General features: G+C 39.5%; 19 protein-coding genes. 9 read left to right on the top strand and 10 right to left on the bottom strand.

The genetic code is table 11. The features are described 5' to 3' along the window. Nucleotides 1-3: 3 nt before the first annotated feature. Nucleotides 4-1,110, bottom strand: a complete 1,107-nt coding sequence (locus tag E0H89_RS10075; RefSeq protein WP_131216672.1) for a glycosyltransferase — start codon at nucleotides 1,108-1,110, stop codon at nucleotides 4-6. A 1-nt stretch (nucleotide 1,111) separates the two neighbouring features. Further along, nucleotides 1,112-1,957, bottom strand: a complete 846-nt coding sequence (locus E0H89_RS10070) for a glycosyltransferase family 25 protein (RefSeq protein ID WP_131216670.1) — start codon at nucleotides 1,955-1,957, stop codon at nucleotides 1,112-1,114. A 314-nt stretch (nucleotides 1,958-2,271) separates the two neighbouring features. On the opposite strand from E0H89_RS10070, the gene rfbB reads away from it, so the two are divergent. The 5 genes from rfbB to E0H89_RS10045 are packed head-to-tail and all read left to right on the top strand — an operon-like array spanning nucleotide 2,272 to nucleotide 7,028. Then, nucleotides 2,272-3,330 carry a dTDP-glucose 4,6-dehydratase gene (gene rfbB / locus E0H89_RS10065; protein ID WP_131216668.1) on the top strand — a complete coding sequence of 353 codons (1,059 nt, stop codon included), beginning with the start codon at nucleotides 2,272-2,274 and terminating at the stop codon, nucleotides 3,328-3,330. Next, nucleotides 3,330-4,202, top strand: coding sequence for a glucose-1-phosphate thymidylyltransferase RfbA (gene rfbA, locus E0H89_RS10060; RefSeq protein ID WP_131216666.1), 873 nt, complete (start codon nucleotides 3,330-3,332; stop codon nucleotides 4,200-4,202). Before rfbB ends, rfbA begins: the two co-directional genes overlap by 1 nt. 2 nt (nucleotides 4,203-4,204) lie before the next feature. Continuing rightward, nucleotides 4,205-5,065, top strand: coding sequence for a WxcM-like domain-containing protein (locus E0H89_RS10055; protein WP_131216664.1), 861 nt, complete (start codon nucleotides 4,205-4,207; stop codon nucleotides 5,063-5,065). Continuing rightward, a complete protein-coding gene (locus tag E0H89_RS10050) occupies nucleotides 5,062-6,189 on the top strand; it encodes a DegT/DnrJ/EryC1/StrS family aminotransferase (protein WP_131216662.1) in 1,128 nt (375 codons plus the stop codon). Before E0H89_RS10055 ends, E0H89_RS10050 begins: the two co-directional genes overlap by 4 nt. Continuing rightward, nucleotides 6,189-7,028, top strand: a complete 840-nt coding sequence (locus E0H89_RS10045) for a glycosyltransferase family 2 protein (protein WP_131216660.1) — start codon at nucleotides 6,189-6,191, stop codon at nucleotides 7,026-7,028. The genes E0H89_RS10050 and E0H89_RS10045 overlap by 1 nt, the downstream gene beginning before the upstream one ends. A gap of 67 nt (nucleotides 7,029-7,095) precedes the next feature. Here E0H89_RS10045 and E0H89_RS10040 read toward each other — a convergent pair whose 3' ends face one another. The 4 genes from E0H89_RS10040 to E0H89_RS10025 all read right to left on the bottom strand — a co-directional run bounded on the left by E0H89_RS10040 (nucleotide 7,096) and on the right by E0H89_RS10025 (nucleotide 11,220). Continuing rightward, nucleotides 7,096-7,959, bottom strand: coding sequence for a lysophospholipid acyltransferase family protein (locus tag E0H89_RS10040; RefSeq protein ID WP_131216658.1), 864 nt, complete (start codon nucleotides 7,957-7,959; stop codon nucleotides 7,096-7,098). Nucleotides 7,960-8,152: 193 nt separating this feature from the next. Then, nucleotides 8,153-8,371, bottom strand: coding sequence for a hypothetical protein (locus E0H89_RS10035; protein WP_131216656.1), 219 nt, complete (start codon nucleotides 8,369-8,371; stop codon nucleotides 8,153-8,155). 114 nt (nucleotides 8,372-8,485) lie between these two features. Further along, a complete protein-coding gene (gene aspS / locus E0H89_RS10030; protein ID WP_131216654.1) occupies nucleotides 8,486-10,276 on the bottom strand; it encodes an aspartate--tRNA ligase in 1,791 nt (596 codons plus the stop codon). A gap of 176 nt (nucleotides 10,277-10,452) precedes the next feature. Then, nucleotides 10,453-11,220 carry a DUF4184 family protein gene (locus E0H89_RS10025; RefSeq protein WP_131216652.1) on the bottom strand — a complete coding sequence of 256 codons (768 nt, stop codon included), beginning with the start codon at nucleotides 11,218-11,220 and terminating at the stop codon, nucleotides 10,453-10,455. A 145-nt stretch (nucleotides 11,221-11,365) separates the two neighbouring features. On the opposite strand from E0H89_RS10025, the gene znuD reads away from it, so the two are divergent. Beyond that, nucleotides 11,366-13,423, top strand: a complete 2,058-nt coding sequence (gene znuD, locus E0H89_RS10020; RefSeq protein ID WP_131216650.1) for a zinc piracy TonB-dependent receptor ZnuD — start codon at nucleotides 11,366-11,368, stop codon at nucleotides 13,421-13,423. A 106-nt stretch (nucleotides 13,424-13,529) separates the two neighbouring features. Continuing rightward, nucleotides 13,530-14,993 carry a phospholipase D family protein gene (locus E0H89_RS10015; protein WP_131216648.1) on the top strand — a complete coding sequence of 488 codons (1,464 nt, stop codon included), beginning with the start codon at nucleotides 13,530-13,532 and terminating at the stop codon, nucleotides 14,991-14,993. Nucleotides 14,994-15,150: 157 nt separating this feature from the next. On the opposite strand, the gene E0H89_RS10010 is transcribed toward E0H89_RS10015, so the two are convergent. Further along, nucleotides 15,151-15,600 (bottom strand): hypothetical protein, encoded by a 450-nt coding sequence (locus tag E0H89_RS10010; RefSeq protein WP_131216647.1) that lies wholly within the window; start codon nucleotides 15,598-15,600, stop codon nucleotides 15,151-15,153. Between the two features lie 198 nt (nucleotides 15,601-15,798). Between E0H89_RS10010 and E0H89_RS10005 the strand changes: the two genes are divergently transcribed. Then, nucleotides 15,799-16,308 (top strand): RcnB family protein, encoded by a 510-nt coding sequence (locus tag E0H89_RS10005; protein WP_131216645.1) that lies wholly within the window; start codon nucleotides 15,799-15,801, stop codon nucleotides 16,306-16,308. 137 nt (nucleotides 16,309-16,445) lie between these two features. On the opposite strand, the gene E0H89_RS10000 is transcribed toward E0H89_RS10005, so the two are convergent. After that, on the bottom strand, nucleotides 16,446-16,943 hold the full coding sequence (locus E0H89_RS10000) for a phosphate-starvation-inducible protein PsiE (protein WP_131216643.1): 498 nt from the start codon (nucleotides 16,941-16,943) through the stop codon (nucleotides 16,446-16,448). Nucleotides 16,944-17,125: 182 nt separating this feature from the next. On the opposite strand from E0H89_RS10000, the gene E0H89_RS09995 reads away from it, so the two are divergent. Further along, nucleotides 17,126-17,335 carry a hypothetical protein gene (locus E0H89_RS09995; protein WP_131216641.1) on the top strand — a complete coding sequence of 70 codons (210 nt, stop codon included), beginning with the start codon at nucleotides 17,126-17,128 and terminating at the stop codon, nucleotides 17,333-17,335. Nucleotides 17,336-17,393: 58 nt separating this feature from the next. On the opposite strand, the gene E0H89_RS09990 is transcribed toward E0H89_RS09995, so the two are convergent. Beyond that, the gene (locus tag E0H89_RS09990; protein ID WP_131216639.1) at nucleotides 17,394-19,175 is read right to left on the bottom strand and encodes an acyl-CoA dehydrogenase C-terminal domain-containing protein; all 1,782 of its coding nucleotides are present in this window, start codon (nucleotides 19,173-19,175) and stop codon (nucleotides 17,394-17,396) included. A gap of 195 nt (nucleotides 19,176-19,370) precedes the next feature. After that, entirely contained in the window at nucleotides 19,371-21,173 is a 1,803-nt protein-coding gene (locus tag E0H89_RS09985; protein WP_131216637.1) for an acyl-CoA dehydrogenase C-terminal domain-containing protein, read from the bottom strand. Nucleotides 21,174-21,244 lie beyond the last annotated feature (71 nt).

Here is a 21,244-nt window from a genome sequence, read left to right as displayed (position 1 = left end):
GACTTATAATTCTTCAAAAGCCTTTGCCATTTCTGTAATATTCAGGCGTTGTATGTCTTGCTCTTGAATCGCATAAGGCTGAGTGACCACTTGGCGAAGCCTTTTAGATAAGGCTTCAATATCGTTTAAAGGGACCAAACCTTGAGAAAGCTCTCCAGACGAGAGTTGGTATGCCACGCCTTCACAGCAATTAAAAGCAACCACAGGAACATGCAAAATAATGGCTTCTGCAACAATAAGAGGGGAGCCTTCAGTACGCGAAGGTAAGATCAAGCAATAACTTTGTTGAATAAAATGGTTGGGTTGGTCTTGCCAGCCAAAGAAATCAATACGCTCAGTCAGCCCAAATTGTTCTGTAAGAGTCACTAGTTCATCTAACAACGGGCCGTCACCGACAATTGCCATACGCCCCGTTAAACCACTTTTAGCAAAAGCTTTAATCGCTATATCAGGTTGTTTTTCTTCAGATAAACGACCTACAAAAATGGTATCCCATTTTTTATTAATATTAATTTCTTCATTTACCAAGTTGCTTTTGAGCCGTTTAAAATCAATCCCGTTATGGATGACTTTTACTGTTATATCTTTAACATGTTTATGAAGAAGTGTCGCAATATCTTGGTTAACAACAATCAGTTGTTTGCCTTTAAAAAGATAGTTACAGGCTTTTTTACATTGCATAAACTTTTTAACGGCTTCTAGGTATTTAAAGAAACCTAAATTTTGTTTTAGCACCAAACCTAATGAGTCGCCATGTACCCAAAACCAGATATTGCCCGTCAGAATCGATGATAACCAAAAAGCATGTGAATGACCCGCAATAATAGTATCTGGTGCTAAGTCATTAATGATTTGCGTCAGTTCAGCTTGTTGCTCTAAAGGAACACTTTTTAACTTATTTTTTTTGATACTGCCTTGCATGAAAGCCGGTGCTATATCGAATTTGATTAGATTCAAGTCTTCAGGATAGGCTGTGCGTATATTATTTGAATCTAATAACAATACAGTCACATCATGACCTTTTTCTTTAAGCGCAACAGCAGTATCAATACATATTTGTTCTGCACCGCCACCATATAAATGATCTTGAATAAAAAGGTATTTTTTCATTTTAATGATCACTCTTATTATTTTCTGGTGTATTTAAGCTGTTTTTATGTGCTGCGATAAAAGCAGAAAGACGAATAATTTTTTTAAATAAAAATAAAGAAATAATACGAGAAACGAGGTCATTACGAATCTTTCGATAATTTTTCTTAAAACGATTTGGCTTTTTCATAAAAATTTTACGGTCACCAGCAATATTACTTTGCATTTCATCATCATGTTCAAAACAATAGTAATAAGGGATGGTGGTTGATGACTTAAGTAAATAGGTCCAATCATCCAAGTAGGTTAATTTCTTAATTTGTTTTTCGATAAAAAACTGTGCTTTTTCTGGGGTGAGGGAATAGGCATATGCCCCAGTGTAAAGATCTTTCGGTCCAGTCAGATTGAAATATAGATTATCTTCACTGTTAAAACCGCGAATACGCCGACGAGAAGGTTCTGTATTGCCACTTAGAAAGGCAAAATCAGGATTGAGGGTGATTAAGGAAGTTAGCTTTTCTGTAATATGATTAAGATTGACGATGACATCATCTTCTAAAATGATAACGCGGTCATATTCGACATAATCACCTTGTGCTAAACGTTGCCATAACGTCATGTGACTTAAAAAGCAGCCGAATTCGCTAGGTCCTAATGCATGTTCACATTGTCCTGAAATTTTTCTTCTGAGATCTAAAAAAACGATGTATTCAGGCGGAAGTTCTTTTCCATACACTCCTTCAAAAAACTGAAAATCAATTTGAATATCGGATACAGCTTGTTTGAGGGCTTGTATTTGATGAGATATGTTGTCTTGTCTTGCTTTGCTATCTTTTAAAGATATGCATAAGATTAAGATTTTCTTCATGTAGATATTCAAAAAATAATTATAGCTGCCGCTATTCTATAAGTTTTGCCACTAAAATTAAACTAAATAGCTGCTAACTAAAGTCTTGATTTTATTTATTCAATCTTTGATTACTCTCCATTATATTCTTGTATATCTCTAATTTTTTTCACTAAAAAAACGAAGCAATTAAATTAACGATGTTGTTAAAATTTATATCTATCGTAGAGTTATCTTCTACAATAAAGTAGGAACCAAGAATAAAAAGTAATAGAATGCGGTTCTTAGCTTTAAACAAATATGCTTTTTATCAATATTAAGGTCACTAAAGCACTATGAAGTATTTAATCACTGGCGGCGCAGGCTTTATTGGTTCTGCGGTTATTCGATATATTATTCAAAATACTCGAAATGAAGTACTTAATATTGATAAATTGACCTATGCAGGTAATTTGGAATCTTTATCTGAAGTTGAGCAAAGTCCACGCTATTACTTTAATCAAGTCGATATTTGTGATGTGGTTGCTTTGGATGATGCAATAACAGATTTTCAACCCGATGTGATAATGCATTTAGCGGCTGAATCTCATGTAGATCGATCGATCGATGGTCCGGCAGCATTTATTCAAACCAATATTGTGGGAACCTATACCCTTTTAGAAGCAACCCGAAAATATTGGTTAGCCTTAGATGAAGAAAAAAAGCAGAGTTTCCGCTTTCATCATATCTCTACCGATGAGGTTTATGGTGATTTAGAAGGAACCACGGATTTATTTACCGAAAAAACCTCCTACCAACCAAGTTCACCTTATTCTGCAAGTAAAGCCAGTTCAGACCATCTGGTTCGGGCATGGTATAGAACCTATGGTCTACCGACGATCGTGACCAATTGTTCAAATAATTATGGCCCCTACCATTTTCCAGAAAAACTGATTCCTCTGGTAATTTTGAACGCTTTAGAAGGTAAAGCATTGCCGATTTATGGAAATGGCCAACAAGTACGCGATTGGTTGTTTGTTGAAGATCATGCGCGTGCCTTATATACGGTAGCTACCCAAGGTCAAGTCGGGGAAACTTATAATATTGGTGGTCATAATGAAAAGCAAAATATTGAAGTAGTCAGAACCATTTGCCAAATATTAGATGAGCTTCAGCCACGAAGTGATGAACAGTCATATGCATCTTTAATTACCTTTGTTCAAGATCGTCCAGGTCATGATCATCGTTATGCGATTGATGCAAGTAAAATAAAAAATGAACTGGGATGGGTACCGCAAGAATCTTTTGAAACAGGCATTCGTCAAACGGTAGAATGGTATTTGAGTCATTTAGACTGGTGTCGTAGAGTTCAAGATGGTAGCTATCAGCGTGAGAGACTAGGGGTGCATAAATAATGAATACGAAAGGAATTATTCTCGCTGGTGGTTCAGGTACACGCTTGTACCCCATTACTAAAGGCGTATCAAAGCAGTTGTTGCCAATTTATGATAAGCCGATGATTTATTATCCTTTGTCAGTGTTGATGCTGGCTGGTATTCGTGAAATTCTTATTATTACTACACCCGAAGATGTGGAAAGTTTTAAGCGCTTACTGGGAGATGGCTCACTTTTTGGTATTGAGCTAAGTTATGCGGTACAGCCAAGTCCAGATGGTTTGGCACAGGCATTTATTATTGGTGAAGAGTTTATTGGTCAGAGCAATGTATGTTTAGTGCTTGGCGATAATATTTTTTATGGTCAAGGCTTTACACCAATGTTGAGACAAGCGATTGCACGTGAAAAAGGTGCAACGGTATTTGGTTATCAAGTCAAAGACCCTGAACGTTTTGGTGTGGTTGAGTTTGATCAAAATAAGTGTGCGATTTCCCTTGAAGAAAAGCCAAAACATCCGAAGTCTAATTTTGCGGTGACTGGCTTATATTTTTATGATAATGACGTTATTCAAATTGCCAAACAGGTGAAGCCATCTGATCGTGGTGAGTTAGAAATTACTACTGTAAATCAGATGTATCTTGAACGTGGTGATTTAAATGTAGAGTTATTGGGTCGTGGTTTTGCATGGCTAGATACGGGTACGCATGAAAGTTTATTAGAAGCAGCACACTTTGTTGAAACCATTGAAAAACGTCAGGGTTATAAGGTTGCGTGTTTGGAAGAAATTGCATTTAACAATGGCTGGCTGACTGCGATACAAGTTTTAGAAATTGGTCAAAGCATGAGTAAAAATGACTACGGTCAATATTTAATTTCGTTGGTAAGTGAATAAAGATGAGTTTAGTTCAGTTAATCGACTTGCCAGATTTAAGTGACCATCGTGGTGGCTTGATTGCACTGGAGTCGAGTCAATCCATTCCATTTGAATTAAAACGTATCTATTACATTTTTAAGACTATTGATAACCAGGCTCGTGGTTTCCATGCACATAAAAATTTAAAACAAGTGGCGATCTGCCTACATGGAAGCTGCAAGTTTATTTTGGATAATGGTTATCAAAAAGAAGAAGTGGTTCTGTCTTCACCTGCACAAGGCTTATTGATTGAAAGCTTGATGTGGCGTGAAATGCATGATTTTTCAGATGATTGTGTATTACTTGTGCTTGCAAGTGAACACTATGATGAATCGGATTATATTCGTGATTATGCTGATTTTATCAAAGTGGCCCATAAACCCTTTATCCACCCTTTGGCTGATGTGCAAAGTTCTCAAATAGGTGAAGATAGTCGTGTTTGGCAATATAGCGTGATCCTAGCACAAGCCACCATTGGGAAAAACTGTAATATTTGCGCCCATACACTTATCGAGAATGATGTGGTTATTGGTGACAATGTAACTGTGAAATCGGGTGTCTTTATTTGGGATGGGATTACCGTTCAGGATAATGTATTTATTGGTCCCAATGTTACATTTACTAATGATAAGCATCCACGTTCTAAACAATATCCTGATGAATTTTTAAGAACAATCATTGAGGAAGGGGCGAGTATTGGTGCAAATGCCACTATCCTGCCCGGTATTAGAATTGGAAAAAATGCCATGGTTGGCGCAGGCGCGGTTGTGACAAAAGATGTGCCTGAAAATGCAATTGTTGTAGGTAATCCCGCTACTGTAAAAGGTTTTATAGAAGAATGATCCCATTTTTAGACTTAAAAAAAGTAAATCAACAATATCAAGATGAATTAAAAGCAGCATGTAATCGTGTGATTGATTCGGGTTGGTATATTGGTGGTCAAGAACTTGGAACATTTGAACAAAATTTTGCAACTTATTGCGGTACAAAGTTTGCGATTGGCGTTGCAAATGGACTAGATGCACTTATTTTGATACTTCGTGCATGGAAAGAGTTAGGCAAGTTACAAGACGGGGATGAGGTCATTGTTCCTGCGAATACTTATATAGCAAGTATTTTGGCTATTACCGCAAATAATTTAAAAGCTGTATTGGTTGAACCTGACAGCAAGAGTTTAAATATTTCTGTAGAAGCGCTTGAGCAAGCTATTACACTGAAGACGAAAGCGATCCTAGCCGTACATTTGTATGGACAGCTAGCAGATATGCCAAAAATTATGCAGATTGCTAAACAATACAATTTATTGGTAATAGAAGATTCAGCACAAGCTCATGGTGCTGAAATAGAGGGTATTCGTGCTGGGAATTGGGGTGATGCTTCTGGTTTTAGCTTCTATCCAGGGAAAAACCTGGGTGCCTTAGGGGATGCTGGGGCAGTAACAACCAATGATATTGAATTGGCAAATATGTTGAAAGCCTTGAGAAATTATGGTTCGCATGAAAAATATAAAAATTTGGTTCCTGGAGTAAATAGCCGTTTAGATGAAATACAGGCCGCAATGCTGGATGTAAAATTGACCTATCTGGATCAAGAAACAACTCATCGTCGTCAGATTGCCAGTTTATATTTATCTAAAATAAAAAATTCATATATCACATTGCCTTTGAGTCAGACTGAAGTACGCGAATATAAGCAACACGTATGGCATTTATTCGTGCTTCAAACTAAATATCGAGATGAACTACAACAGTATTTACTTGAAAATGGCGTGCAAACCTTAATTCATTATCCAATTCCTCCCCATAAGCAACAAGCTTATAAAGAATGGAACGATTTGAGTTTCCCTTTGACTGAAAAAATCCATCAGCAAGTTTTAAGTTTGCCAATGGGGCCGACTCAGACTTTAGAAGAAACAGAAAAGGTTGTTGAGCTATGTAATAGTTTCATACCTCAAGGACTAGATTAATGCGGCCATTGGTTTCTGTAATTATTCCTTGTTATAACCATGAAGCTTATATTCAAGATAGTATTCAAAGTATTATTGACCAAACTTATGCCAATATCGAATTAATTGTGATTGATGATGGTTCTAAAGACCAATCAGTTGCTAAAATTAAGGAGATATTAGAGCAGTGTCAAACTCGTTTTGTACGTGTTTATTTTAATACACGGGCGAATAAAGGTTTATGTTCGACATTAAATGAAGCATTAACACATTGTCAGGGAAAATATGTCAGTATCATTGCCTCTGATGATATGATGCTACCGCAGAAAACTCAGATACAAGTAGACTACCTAGAATTAAATCCCAATATAACGGGAGTCTTTGGCGGTATAGAGTTAATTGATAAAAATAATCAAATTACGGAACAGCGCGTATCTGAAAAAACAGAATATAGTTTTAATGATATTATTTTAAATCATCATGATTTACCAACTTTAACTCAGATGTTTCATTTAGATGTAATTCAGGAAGTGGGGGGCTATGATGAAAATATTAAAGTTGAAGATTGGTATATGTTGTTAAAATTGACCAAGAATCAAAAAAAATTAATTTATATCCCCACTGTCTTGTGTCAATACCGTATTCATGAAGAAAGTTTTTCGCAAGATGGCTTGAAAATGGCACTTGAGATGAAAAAAGTGATCGCACCGTATAAGAATGAAAAAGTATATCTTGATGCGGAGTTTAAGATTAATCGATTAATTCTAAAATATTATTATAAGAAAAAAAGCGTCTTTATTTATTATCCTGTTAAATACTATACATTTTTGAAGTATTGGATCAATAAAATAATTCCATAAACTATTTCATGTCATCGTAACTAAATTATACCAAGTTACGATGACTTAAAATTCAGAACTCATAATCTTATATTTGATAAATATTTTCTTGACCTTCAACTTTACGAAAACGCTTATAAGACCAGATATACTGCTCAGGTGCGACATTAATCATAATTTCAAGATCTTGGTTCAAGCTATCTACAGAAGTCTGCAGATCTTTCGATAAAATACCATCCGATAAAGGCACGCAATGTACATTAAATCCTGATATTTCATCACGGATACAACTGAGCCCAATGACATTGCATTGAGTTTTACTGGCTAGTTTCGAGACCAATGTGGTTGATAATGTGTTTTGCCCAAAAAACTCTGAATAAATACCTCCTGATTCTTTAGGGAGATGATCAGGTAATATCACGGTCAAGCCACCTTGCTTTAAATGTTTAAAGATCGCACGTACACCATTTTCATCCGTTGGGACCAGAGTCGCATTCACGCGTTGTCTTGCTTCCAAGATAAAACGGTCTATCGCTTTATTTTTATGGGGCTTATACATAATCATGGGGGAGCTATACTGATTAAGCCATGCATTTAGAAGTTCCCAACAGCCAAAATGTGCAACCACAACAATGACGCCTCTTTTATTGGTTAAGGCTTCAGTAAAGTAGTGTTCACCATAAATATTTTTTAACAAAGTTAAATTGTATTCGGGCGACATACCCCAGCATTTGATGGACTCAATGTAGGTCATACATTGGCTTTTTAAACTGCTTTTGGTTAAAGCTTGAAGTTGCTGAACCGTTAAGTGCGGATAAGCCAATTGCAGATTAATTTCGGTAATCCGTTTCATAGACGAATTATAGCTATTGAGGAGGAGTGCAATGCAAGATGCAATCCATTGCAAGACAAAGAGCGGGAGTAAAGAGACCACTTTAAATAAAAAATACATAGAAACGCACAGCTCTTTATAGCCAAGATAATTATAAAAAGAAAATTTTGGAAAGAGTTTTATTACATCAAAGATGCTGCGCCATTTCCAAACCACAGAAAATGAGGTCAAAAGTCTTGAGAACAAAATAAATAAAAATTAAGATAAAATTTCTAGAAGAATCTTATCAATCTCGTAGGGAGAGAAAAAGGGATTAAGGTTTCTCAGCGTTGCCTTTCAACACCATATAAATCAAACTCACAAAAATGATGAGTGCTCCACCTAAACTACTGACACAAAAATATAAAATACGTTGATTGGTGTCCATATTGAACAAACCATTGGCTAAGATATAACGCATAAACAACCATTGAGCTACAGCGAATATAATTAGCACAAGTGCACGACGACGGACAGCAGGACGCATAGCCATAAGGTTGCTCACCACAAAATAGAAATAGGCAGCTATTATGCCATTCTCAAGTCTTGATCTCAATGCAATAAAAAACCCTGCTTATGCAGGGTTTTTTAACACTGAATTAAAGCGTTAAGCTTCTACTTTTACTTCAGCTTTAGGTTTTTCACGTAAACGAATACCTAGGTCACGCAATTGATTTGGTTCAACTGGCGCAGGTGCTTGAGTCAATGGACATTCAGCAGTCTTGGTTTTAGGGAATGCAATCACATCACGAATTGAAGTCGCACCAGTCATTAACATCACTAAACGGTCCAGACCGAATGCCAAACCACCATGCGGAGGTGCACCGTAACGTAAGGCATTCAACAAGAAGCTGAATTTTTCTTCGGCTTCTTCTTCAGAAATGCCCAATGCGGCAAAAATAGCTTGTTGCATTTCTAAGTTGAAGATACGTAGTGAACCACCACCGACTTCAGTACCATTCAATACCATGTCATAAGCAACTGAAAGTGCCGCACCTGGATTATTTTTCACTTCTTCAACGCTAGATTTTGGTAGCGTGAATGGGTGATGCACAGAGGTCCATTTGCCATCATCAGTTTCTTCAAACATTGGGAAGTCAACGACCCAAAGCGGCGCCCACTCGCAAGTCGCAAGTTTCATGTCGTGACCGACTTTGATACGTAAAGCGCCCATGGCATCGTTCACAACTTTGGCTTTATCTGCGCCAAAGAATACGATGTCGCCATTTTCAGCGCCAACACGTTTCAACAAGTCAAGCACGATTGGCTCGATGAATTTAACGATTGGAGATTGAAGACCTTCAATGCCTTTTTCAAGTTCGTTGACTTTGATATAAGCCAAACCTTTCGCGCCGTAAATGCCCACGAATTTAGTATATTCATCAATTTGGCTACGTGGAAGTGAACCTGCACCGGGTACGCGAAGCGCAACAATACGGCCTTTAGGATCTTTAGCAGGACCTGCGAATACTTTGAACTCAACGTCCTGCATCATGTCTGCAACGTCAACCAGTTTCAAAGGAATACGCATATCTGGTTTGTCAGATGCATAGTCACGCATAGCGTCTGCATAAGTCATACGCGGGAATTTGTCGAATTCAACGTTTAGAAGTTCTTTGAACATCTTGATCGTTAAAGTTTCCATCAAATCCATAATGTCATCGTCACTCATGAACGATGTTTCAACGTCGATCTGGGTGAATTCTGGCTGACGGTCGGCACGTAGGTCTTCATCACGGAAACATTTTGCGATTTGGTAGTAACGATCGATACCGCCCACCATCAACAACTGTTTGAACAGCTGTGGTGATTGTGGAAGCGCGTAGAAGCTACCGTTAGAAACACGGCTTGGAACTAAATAGTCACGCGCACCTTCTGGAGTCGCACGTGTCAAGATTGGCGTTTCAACGTCCAAGAAACCATTTTCTTCGAAGTAGTTGCGAATAAGGTTGGTAAGTTTAGAACGGAAACGTAAGCGATCTAGCATTTCAGGACGACGGATATCCAAGAAACGGTATTTCAAACGAATTTCTTCAGAAATATTGGTATTTTCGTCATTCAATGGGAATGGCGGAGTTTCAGAGGCTGCAAGAACTTCGATGTCTTTTGCTAGAACTTCGATTTGACCACTCACCATGTTGGCATTTTCTGTGCCTTCATAACGACGACGTACACGACCTGTAATTTTTAATACGAATTCAGAACGTGCCTTGTCAGCAGTTGAGAAAGCTTCGGGAGTATCTGGGTCAATCACGACTTGAACAAGACCGTCACGGTCACGCATGTCAAGGAAGATTACACCACCATGGTCACGGCGACGGTGTACCCAACCGCATAATGTTACGGTTTGGTCAATTTGGGCTTCGGTTAAAGTACCGCAGTAATGAGTTCGCATCATAGCGTAAAAAATCCAACTATATGGGTTAAGGTCAGCGTATACGTAAACAGCGCACCGCTTTTGAATAGTGAATTATGCCTCTTTGAGGATTTTGTCACAAGAACAAGATCAAGAATCATCACAATTTCAATGCTGAGATTGCTTGATCTGGATAATATTCTTTAACTTCTCATCGTTTATTTATCTAGATGGTGGTTTCTGTCTAAAAATAGAAAGAGCACACAACCTAAGCTAAAAGTAATTAAAAATACGCTTGAAAATTGATTTACCGAGCGACCGATAAATGAATAGAGGTCGGTTGACCAAGGATTTGATCCCAGTGTCTTTAAAAATTGCAGATAATAAAAACCAGCAGCGAGCAATGAGGTCAGCAGAATAAAGAAGCTAGAGATCTTGATTTTAGTTCCAACAAAATCCGCCTGTTTATGTTTTAGATAATAATGCCTGCCCATCCATGCCATAAACGGTAAAGCCAGGATGGAGGTGCCAATCTGCAACACACGATGCATTGGATAGATATGATCAAACAATGAAACCGGTCGATTTAAAAATTGATCAAAAGCAAAGGTCCTAAAGTCTGAATGGGTCAGACCATCCCAAATTAAATGGCTAGAAATTCCAACGAGCAAAGCAAGGATGACACAGAGAATAAATCCCGTCATTTTATCGAAGGAACCATAATCGATTGGCTTGACTAGCCCAATCCATCGAAAAATCACCGGTCGATAAAGACCATACCACAGCAAGCAAAAACTTAAACCAATCAATAGATTTGGAACTATTAAGCCTTGCCATTGGTGTGATATATCGTAAGTTTCTGAAGTAAACAGGCGGTAAAGGTCAGGCGTCATAGTGCCAATGGCAAGTGCCGAGATGGGCAAACGATAGCCTGTGAGTTTGGCAAGGGGAGGGGCTAAAACAGCATGTGAGATCGTAAAGGGCATCTAAAAACTTTAAAATTTACTTATCTGTGAGCAAAACTGAAATCCAGTCTATCTGAAGATAGAGAAAGGAAATGTTTTTTATTGCAAAAATAATGAAATGTTATATTATAACATTATTCAAAAATCAAAGCCTTGAGCCAGTTCCATGTCTTTTCATAAAAATTTAATTCCCCTCTCTATTTTTGCCGTTATTGCACCTGCTGTCTTTGCAGAGAACCCGAGCCAAGACCAACAATTAGAAACGATTAAATTGCAGGCTCATCCCTTGGTGCAGTCGGCAGCCGATTTTGCAGTTGCAGATCAGGTGATTGATCATAAAAAGCTTGCACAAGGTGGCGTCACCATTGGGGATGCATTGGCGGGTGAGCTTGGCGTATCTTCAAACCAGTATGGTGCAGGCTCAAGCCGTCCAGTGATTCGTGGGCAAGATGGGCCACGTGTTAAAGTTTTACAACATGCTTCTGAAACTGCTGATGTCTCAACACTTTCACCAGACCATGCAGTAACAGTTGATCCTATTTTAGCCAAACAAGTTGAAATTATTCGTGGTCCATCGACCTTGCTGTATAGCGCAGGTACAGTGGGCGGATTGGTCAATGTTACCGACAATAAAATTCCGACCCAAATGCCGGAAAAAGGTTATGAAGGGCAAGTCGGCTTACGCTACAACTCGGGCAGTGATGAAAAATTAGCCAGTGCAGGGGCGACCGTTGCTTTAACTGATCAGGTGGCTTTACGTGTTGAAGGTTCGAAACGTGATGCCAACAGCTATATTGCGCCTGATTATGTTCATGAAGGTGAAAAAGAGCGTCGTGTAGACAATACCTTTGCAAAAGGCGAAACGGTAAATGTCGGTTTATCCTGGATTCACGACCGAGGCTTCAGCGGTATTTCATATAGTAATCGTCAAGATCAGTATGGTTTACCCGGACATAGCCATGAATATGAAGACTGTCATCCGCATGACAATGAACTTTTTTGTGGCGATCATACAGGTCATGCGTTGAACCATGATGGACATGATCATGATGAAGAGCATGATCACGTTGCTGGGCCGTGGGTCGATTTAAAATCAGAGCGCTATGATTTCCGTACCGAACTCAGCGATCCTTTTTCTGGTTTTCAAAAGCTGCGTGCTCATGCCAGTTATACTGACTATAAGCATGATGAAATTGAAGAAAATTCAGTCATGACCAATTTTAAAAGTCAGGGTTATGATGCACGCTTGGAATTGGTTCATAACCCTGTTGCGAATTGGGAAGGGGTAATCGGTGCTCAATATAACCAGCAAAAGCTGAATATTACGGGCGAAGAATCTTTATTGGATCCGACCAAAACACAAAAGTGGAGCCTGTTTGCTTTAGAACATAAACAGTTTAATGATGTTCATGTTGAACTGGGCGCACGTTTAGATCAGCAGAAAATTCAGATTGATTCCAATAAAAAAGATTTTGATGATTACGGTTTTTCCTATTCTGGCGCTGTGAACTGGGCATTTGCACCGAGTTATAAATTATCGCTGGTTGGCTCTCATCAAGAACGTTTACCTTTGGCGCAAGAACTATATGCCAATGGTAAACATTTCGCGACCAATACTTATGAACGCGGAAATGAAAATTTAAGCGCAGAAAAATCCAATAATCTGGAGCTTGGCTTGCATTATGAAAATGGCCCACTGGACTATCATGTGCATGTCTATCACAACTGGTTTGACAACTACATTTATGCGGCAACGACAGATCGCTATGAAAACTTTCGTCTGGTCGATTACACCCAAGATAAAGCCAAGTTTTATGGTACAGAAGCACAAGTCTCTTATGCTTTAAACGATACTTATAAAGTGGGGCTATTTGGTGATTATGTACGTGGCAAGATTGAGGGTGAAAATGCACCCCGTGTCCCAGCCGGTCGTTTAGGAACCAAAGTGGATGCAAGTTTTGATGACCATTGGTCAGGTCTGGCCGAATATTACCATGTGTTTAATCAGGACAAAATCACAAGTTATGAGCAGGAAACTGATGGTTATAACATGCTGAATGTTGGTGTCTCTTATGCTGGAAAATATGCCAAGAATAATGATTATCGGGTGTATTTTAAAGCCAATAACTTGCTGGATGAACAGGTTTATTCACATGCTTCATTCCTGTCGAATATTCCGCAAGTCGGACGTAATTTTAGTGTCGGTTTAGAATTCGGTTTCTAGGCAAAAGTTGGATTAGATGAATTTGTTCAGGATAGAGTCACAGAAATCCTCTTGAAAAATAAAGCAAAAAAACCTAGTCTGATGCCATTGGACTAGGTTTTTTGTTATGCGTATTTTTCAACGAATTCATCAGAAATTGAATTGGTCACGCCGTCGTTATGTGGGCGTGATGATCAGTTTATTGGCTTTGGGATATCTCTCATCTGCAATTTATCACACTTATAAACCCCTGCCGGAGGGTTTGTATTTCACAGGTAAGTTGCGTCATGCCGAGGTGAAGTTTTTAGCAGATCAAACCTATATTGATGCCAGTGGCAAACAACAACAAAATCAGGTCATTTTTAATGAAATGTTAAAAATGATTGATGAGGCACAAACGACCATTGTGCTGGATATGTTTTTATTCAATAAGGAAGTGGGGGAATCGACCTTAGCGCATCGTCCACTCGCGCAACAGTTAACCGATGCCTTAATTGCAAAACGTGGCGTTCAGCCAAATATTGATATTAAAGTCATTACTGACCCGATTAATTCAGTCTATGGCGGTGTTGCACCCGAACATTATCGCCAGCTACGTTCAGCCGGTATTGATGTCATTGAAACCGATTTAAGACCGTTACGCGCATCCAATCCTTTATGGTCAGGCCTTTGGTATATCTGTTGTCAGGATGCAGGCAATAATCCTGAAAGAGGCTGGCTTTCTAATCCATTTGGTCATGAAAAAATCACCCTGCGTAGTTATTTCAGCCTGTTTAATTTCAAAGCCAATCACCGTAAAACTTTGGTGGTCGATACGGCTCAGGGTTGGAAAGCTTTAGTCACTTCTGCAAATCCTCATGATGGCAGCTCACGTCATTCCAACGTGGCATTGGTCGTTTCAGGCAATACCGCAGTCGATGTGTTAAAAACCGAACAGGCTGTGGGACGAATGTCCAAAGGTGATATTCCGATGGTGATTGTCGGTGAGTTTGAAGGGGAAAAGTCTTTACCTCAAGTGCAGGTACTGACTGAAAAAGCCATTTTTGATGAAACATTAAAATTAATTGAAACTGCAAAACCGCAAGAGCAGATTGATCTGGCGATGTTCTATTTGTCTGAACGGCATATTGTGAAGGCCTTAATTGCCGCGCATGAACGTGGGGTAAGACTTCGTGTATTGCTTGATCCAAATAAAGATGCTTTTGGTCGCCAGAAGAATGGTATTCCCAATCGTCAAGTGGCCTCTGAATTGAATGCTGGGGGTGTGCCTGTGCGCTGGTGCAATACCCAAGGGGAGCAGTGTCACAGCAAGATGATTGTGAAACGTAATACACAGAACTCGGAATTGATTTTAGGTTCTGCGAATTTCACTGCACGTAATATTAAAAATTATAATTTGGAAACCAATTTACGCGTGGTGGGTGCATCACAGGCTCAAGTCTTTACAGAGGCCAATCAATATTTTGATACCGCCTGGTCAAACCTGGATGGCAAAAATATGAGTGTGGGTTACAGTCAATATGCAGATGAATCGAAACTCAAATATGGCATTTACCGCTTTATGGAATGGAGTGGGTTGTCTACCTTCTAATGCTCCTCCCTTTTTTAAAGGGTGAGAAACATTGTTTCGCAAGGGAGGTATTTATCTCTTCCTAACAGAGTAGTGCTTCTCATCTCTTTGCGTGTTAGGGAAATTAAATCTGTTAAAGATAAAAAAGCGCATAATGCGCTTTTTTTGACTCAAGATATTATTGTGGATTCGGCGGAACTAATTTATCCAGATCGGCATCTTTCATTTTATCCAGTTCTTTTAAATCGGTTTTAATTGTCCACTGGCTTTCATCTTCAACCGGTTGCGGTAAACGCGCTTCTAACCAGTCGCAAACCACATCGGGTGAGAAGTCAGGATGATTGCATTGAATCACCCAAGCCAAAAATTCTTTCGCTTCACCATTCATATAGGGCGGTGGTGAAACAGGTAAGAACTGGGTTGGAAGACGTTCATTTTTGGAAATGTAATTCAGTACATGACCCAATTCCTGAACGGTTTGCCATGCCAGAGGGTGTTCGACATTAATTTGAAATTTAAACCACCATGCATGTTGACCATCTGAACCATAAGCATCAATCAATGCTTCTTGTACGCTCGGTACTTTACAAAAAAATTGATGTAGGCGGTCAAAACTTAAATCAGTCACTCTGTTTGATCCAGTAACAAAAAAGAATATCTTAGCATAAACATAACAACTGCCTAGATGCACTAAAGCATCAAATTAACCGGCTATTTAATTTACAAAACATTGCATTAGATGGTTTTTTATTCATTTTTTAGCCTAAACTAGGGACTAAAATAGGCTTTATAAACTATATACGATGAATGTCGTTCGGAGGCTCTGATGAAAGTGGCAGTTATTTGTACTCTGGGTGGCATGGTGCTTTTGGGAGCTGCTGCAACTACGCAAGCAGAAAACAAGTGGTCTAATTATCGTGGGGTAGATACCAGCAAGTATCAGCATCGGCCTAGTTACCCTCAAACTGGCTATCCACAAAATAATTATCCACAGCAGCATCCTGGCTATTCACAAAATAACCATCCATATAATCGTTATCCGCAAAATAATTACCCGCAAAATCACCCCCATTACCAGCATTATCCATCACGTCCGCCACATGGCGGATATCCGCCGATACAAAATGGCATTAGTATTCAATATCAGGCACCAACGACCATTACCCAGAATTCACAAAGTTATAGTTGGGTAAATGGCGATCCAAATACAGTAAGAATTGAAAGTTCAAACTATACCTTAATCACCGATTGGCGCCGCGTAGGTTTGCCTGCACCGCCGAATGGAACGTACTGGATCTTTGAAAATGGGCGCTATGTGTTAGTACCGAATCGTTAGAATAAAGATTAAAAAAGCAGGCATAGGCCTGCTTTTATTTTGCCTTTATATTCAAATTGGAATTTGGCCTCTCCCGGCTGAAGCATAGATATATTCAGAAAATCCGCATTTCATGGAAGCAGGGTGAATAAAGAATATTAAGCCAACTCATCATCTTGCGGACGTGGCGTTTTACCTTCTGGCAAGGAGTTTTCACTATGTTTGTCACGAATGACAGAAGGATAAGTCCAGGAGGCATAACGCACCACCAAGATTGCAAAAGCTAAAATCAAAATCGAACCAGTAATAATCACTAAGTCCATATCTGCTTTATGGTCATGTTGAATGTCAGATATAAGCAGGCGGGTCAGGGCAGTGATGGCAATATAAATTAGAAAGCGCACCGGCATATGATTGGTCTTGAAATAAATGCCCACCATCGCACCCAGTTCAAGATAGATAAATAACAGCAGAATATCATCAATGGTGGCGAATTGTTTCACGGTAAGAATGTGAAATACGGTATGACCCGCAGACCAGATCACCATACAGCCAATAATAAATAGCGCAATATAATGAAAACTTTCTACGGCAAGATTTCCAAAACGGTCGAGGAGGGTTTCAATTTTTTCAACTTTGGCATCAGGTTTTGGCATGTTTTTCCTCCTTGTATATTAGATGAGTATTTGCATGAAACTGGTATTAAAAACTATGCAAGTTTCATGCACATTAACACTCAAGACAGTTGAATGTTATAAATAATTCAATGGGCTGTATTTTTTTTATACTGAATTGATATATTGTGTAGGTGGTTATTTCATTAATCAAGGAAACGAAAATGTTAGAAACAATTCAAACAAAAATTAATAGTTTACAAAATGGTAAAAAACTCATTTTAGGTTCGGGTATTAAAGGTGATGAAATGCAGAAGCTGATTGCCTTATGTGAAAATTTACAATCTGAAGGGATAATTAAGATTTTGAAACATCAGCAAGATGCCCAAAGCAGTAAAAAAATCTCAGATTCTATTATTATTGAAAAGATTTAATTAATTCTAGATGAAAAAAACGCCTGACAATGCAGGCGTTTTTTAAATTTGATTTAAATTAAGATTGGCTGGTAAAGTAATCTGCACTAAAGTTCATGATCACTTCAGAACCTGCTTTTACTTTGGTGATACGCAGTGCAAGTTCAGGCAAAATGCGTTGCACGAAGTATTGAGCCAGTGCCAATTTGTTTTGATAGAACTCGCCATCTTTCGCTTTCGCCGCATTGGCAATTTTTGCGAACATGTAAGAGAAGCTTAAAAGACCGACAGCATGCAGGTAATCTACCGCAGCAGAGTTCGAAAATTCAACATTTTCACGTGCAGCTTCAATCACGTATTGAGTCACAGATTCAACTTCAGTAGCTGCATCTAGGGTTGCATCTTTAATGAAGTTAAGATCAGCATCTAAATTGTTGGCAAAGTCACGAATTTCCTGAATATATTCAGCAATAAACTCGCCGTTACATTTAATGGTTTTACGACCAATCAAATCTTGAGATTGAACACCGTTAGTGCCTTCATAAATTTGTGCAATACGTAAGTCACGTACGCACTGTTCCATACCCCATTCACGAATGAAGCCATGTCCACCAAACACCATTTGCGCATCAATCACTGCATCAAAAGCAGTATCTGTTAAATATGCTTTCGCAACTGGAGTGAGCAGTGCCACGCGATTATTGGCTGCTTTTACAGCTTCAGGATCGGTAGAGAACTTGGTAATATCCAGTTGTTGCCCCACGTAAACTGCAAATGCGCGCGAAGCTTCGTTATTTGCACGTGCATTGAGTAGCATACGACGTACATCACCATGTACCAAAATGCTGTCCGCAGCTTTGGCAGGCGATTGAATGCCAGAAGCGCTACGTCCTTGAATACGGTCAGTCGCATATTGCGCCGCATTTTGATAAGCAAATTCAGATGCACCCAAGCCTTGTAGACCCATGGATAAACGTTCGTAATTCATCATCACAAACATGGCTGCAAGACCTTCGTTTTCTTTGCCCACCAGATAACCTTTGGCACCGTCGAAGTTCATCACGCAAGTTGCAGAGGCTTTAATCCCCATTTTATGTTCAATTGAACCTGGGCCTGCGGCATTACGTTCACCTACAGTACCATCTTCATTCACCACGAATTTAGGCACGATGAATAATGAAATACCCCGTGAACCTGCCGGTGCATCTGGGGTTTTAGCTAAAACTAAATGGATGATATTTTCTGCTAAGTCGTGGTCACCGCCAGTAATAAAGATTTTAGTACCAGTAATATCATAGGTACCATCTTCATTGCGTTCAGCTTTGGTTTTAATAATACCTAAGTCTGTACCTGCATGTGGCTCAGTTAAGCACATGGTACCTGACCATTCGCCAGAGTAAATTTTAGGTAAATACGTTTCTTTTTGCTCTTGAGATGCGTAACTGTTTAACGCCATACCCGCACCTACAGAAAGCAACGGATAAAGCAGGAATGATGGATTGGTGGCGAATAGCATTTCATCCGCAAGTACCGTAAGCATTTTTGGCATGCCTTGACCGCCCCATTCCTCGTCTGCACCTAAACCAATCCAGCCGCCATCTGCATATTGTTTGAAGGCTTCTTTGAAGCCAGCAGGTGTAGTTACCTTGCCATTTTCATACTTTGCGCCTTCTTCATCACCCGTGCGGTTGAGCGGATGCGTAACGTTTTGCGCAAATTTTGCCATTTCTTCGAGAATGGCTTCTGCAGTTGCAGCATCAACGTGGGCAAGATTTTCATTGGCTTGCCAGAATTGCTCGGCATTAAAAACATCATTCAGGATGAATTTCATATCTGCAAGTGGGGCATTATAAATTGGCATGTTCGTTCACCTGTTTATTGTTTGAATCTCTGTAGACTTAGGGCAGCTTAATTACCAACAAAGAATGTTGTCAGATGACCCAAGCGAAATAACGCTCTATTTATAAAGAAAAAGGACTGTCAAAGCTATGACCGTCCTTTCTCTATTTCTGTACTCAGGAGTACAACTTTTCAAATATCGAATTAGATATTCAGCTTAGAATGCAAAGTGCTCTGCATCTAATGCCAGTAACGGTTCTACGCCGCCGGCAATCACGTCTACGTGTGAACGTACGCGTGGCAGGATTTTTTTAAAGTAGAAACGTGCAGTCGTTACTTTGGCATTGTAGAAATCAACGTCAGTCGTACCGGCAGCCAATGTTTCTTGAGCGAGAAGCGCCATACGTGCCCATAAGTAAGCAAGAGTGACATAACCAGAGAAGTAGAGGTAGTCAACCGCAGCTGCACCGACTTCATCCGGGTTTTGCATTGCACGCATACCAATCTGCATCGTTAAATCACCCCACTCTTTATTCAGAGCAGCAAGCGGTTCAACGAACTCTTTCATTGCAGCATTGTCTTTGTTTGCTTCAGTAAATTTGTGAATGATCTTGGTGAAGTCTTTCAACATTGCACCTTGAGTACCCAAAACTTTACGGCCTAACAAGTCAAGTGCCTGAATTTCAGTGGTTCCTTCGTACAAGCAAGCAATACGTGTATCACGAACAATCTGTTCCATACCATGTTCAGAAATGAAGCCATGACCACCGAACACCTGAACACCATGTTTCGCAGATTCAGAACCGGTTTCAGTCAAGAATGCTTTTGCGATAGGGGTAAGAAGAGACAACATGTTGTCCGCAGATTTGCGTTCTTCTTCAGTTGTAGCGTGTTCAACTACATCGGCGTATTGAGCCAATAAGTAAACTAGTGCACGACCACTTTCTGCATATGCTTTTTGAGTTAAAAGCATGTTACGTACAGCAGGATGAACAATAATCGGATCAGCTTCTTTTTCTGGCGCTTTAACACCTGAAAGAGAACGCATCGCTAAACGATCTTTGGCATAGGCAAGTGCACCTTGGAAAGACGCTTCAGAAGCTGCAAGACCTTGTACAGCGGTACCAATACGTGCAGTATTCATGAATGTGAACATGCAGTTTAGACCACGGTTTTCAGGACCAATCAAGAAACCTTGTGCTTTATCAAAGTTGATTACACACGTTGCGTTACCATGGATCCCCATTTTGTGTTCAATTGAACCACAACGTACTGCATTACGTTCACCCACTGAACCGTCAGCATTGACATTGAATTTAGGGACAATGAATAACGAGATGCCTTTAGTGCCTTTTGGTGCGCCAGGAAGACGAGCAAGAACGATATGGATGATGTTATCCGCCATGTCGTGTTCACCAGCAGAGATAAAGATTTTCTCGCCAGAGATTGCATAGCTGCCATCAGCATTTGGTTCAGCTTTGGTACGGATAATGCCCAAGTCAGAACCTGCATGAGATTCAGTCAAGCACATGGTGCCTGTCCATTCACCTGAAACAAGTTTAGGCAGGTAAGTGTCTTTTTGTTCTTGAGAACCGTGGTGTTCCAAAGTACGTACCGCACCATGAGAAAGACCCGGATACATACCCCAAGACCAGTTTGCAGTACCGACCATTTCAGAAATGGTAATGCCTAAAGAATTTGGTAAAGCTTGACCGCCATATTGTTCTTCAGCAGAAAGAGACGGGAAGCCCAGTTCGATATATTTTTTGTATGCTTCTTTAAAGCCAGTTGGTGTTGTTACTATACCGTCATTCCAAGTACAACCTTCACGGTCGCCGACTTGGTTAAGAGGAGAAAGTTCATTTTCACAGAAGTCAGCAGCGGCTTCCAAATATTGATCAACCAACTCACGGCTTACGGTTTCTTGAAATGCAGGGAGTTTTGCATAATGTTCTTCAGCATTTAATAACTCATGTAGAACGAATTGCATATCACGTAAGGGCGCTTTGTATTGTGGCATATCGTTTTCCTCAATACTGGTTTAACCAGCTTATAATCCTAATAAACATTGAAACGTGCCTTTTATGACAC

The sequence above is a fragment of the Acinetobacter sp. ANC 3781 genome (assembly GCF_004331285.1).
Classification (GTDB): domain Bacteria; phylum Pseudomonadota; class Gammaproteobacteria; order Pseudomonadales; family Moraxellaceae; genus Acinetobacter.
Note: the sequence above shows the minus strand (reverse complement) of the source record. Positions and strands in the feature narration are given on the sequence as shown.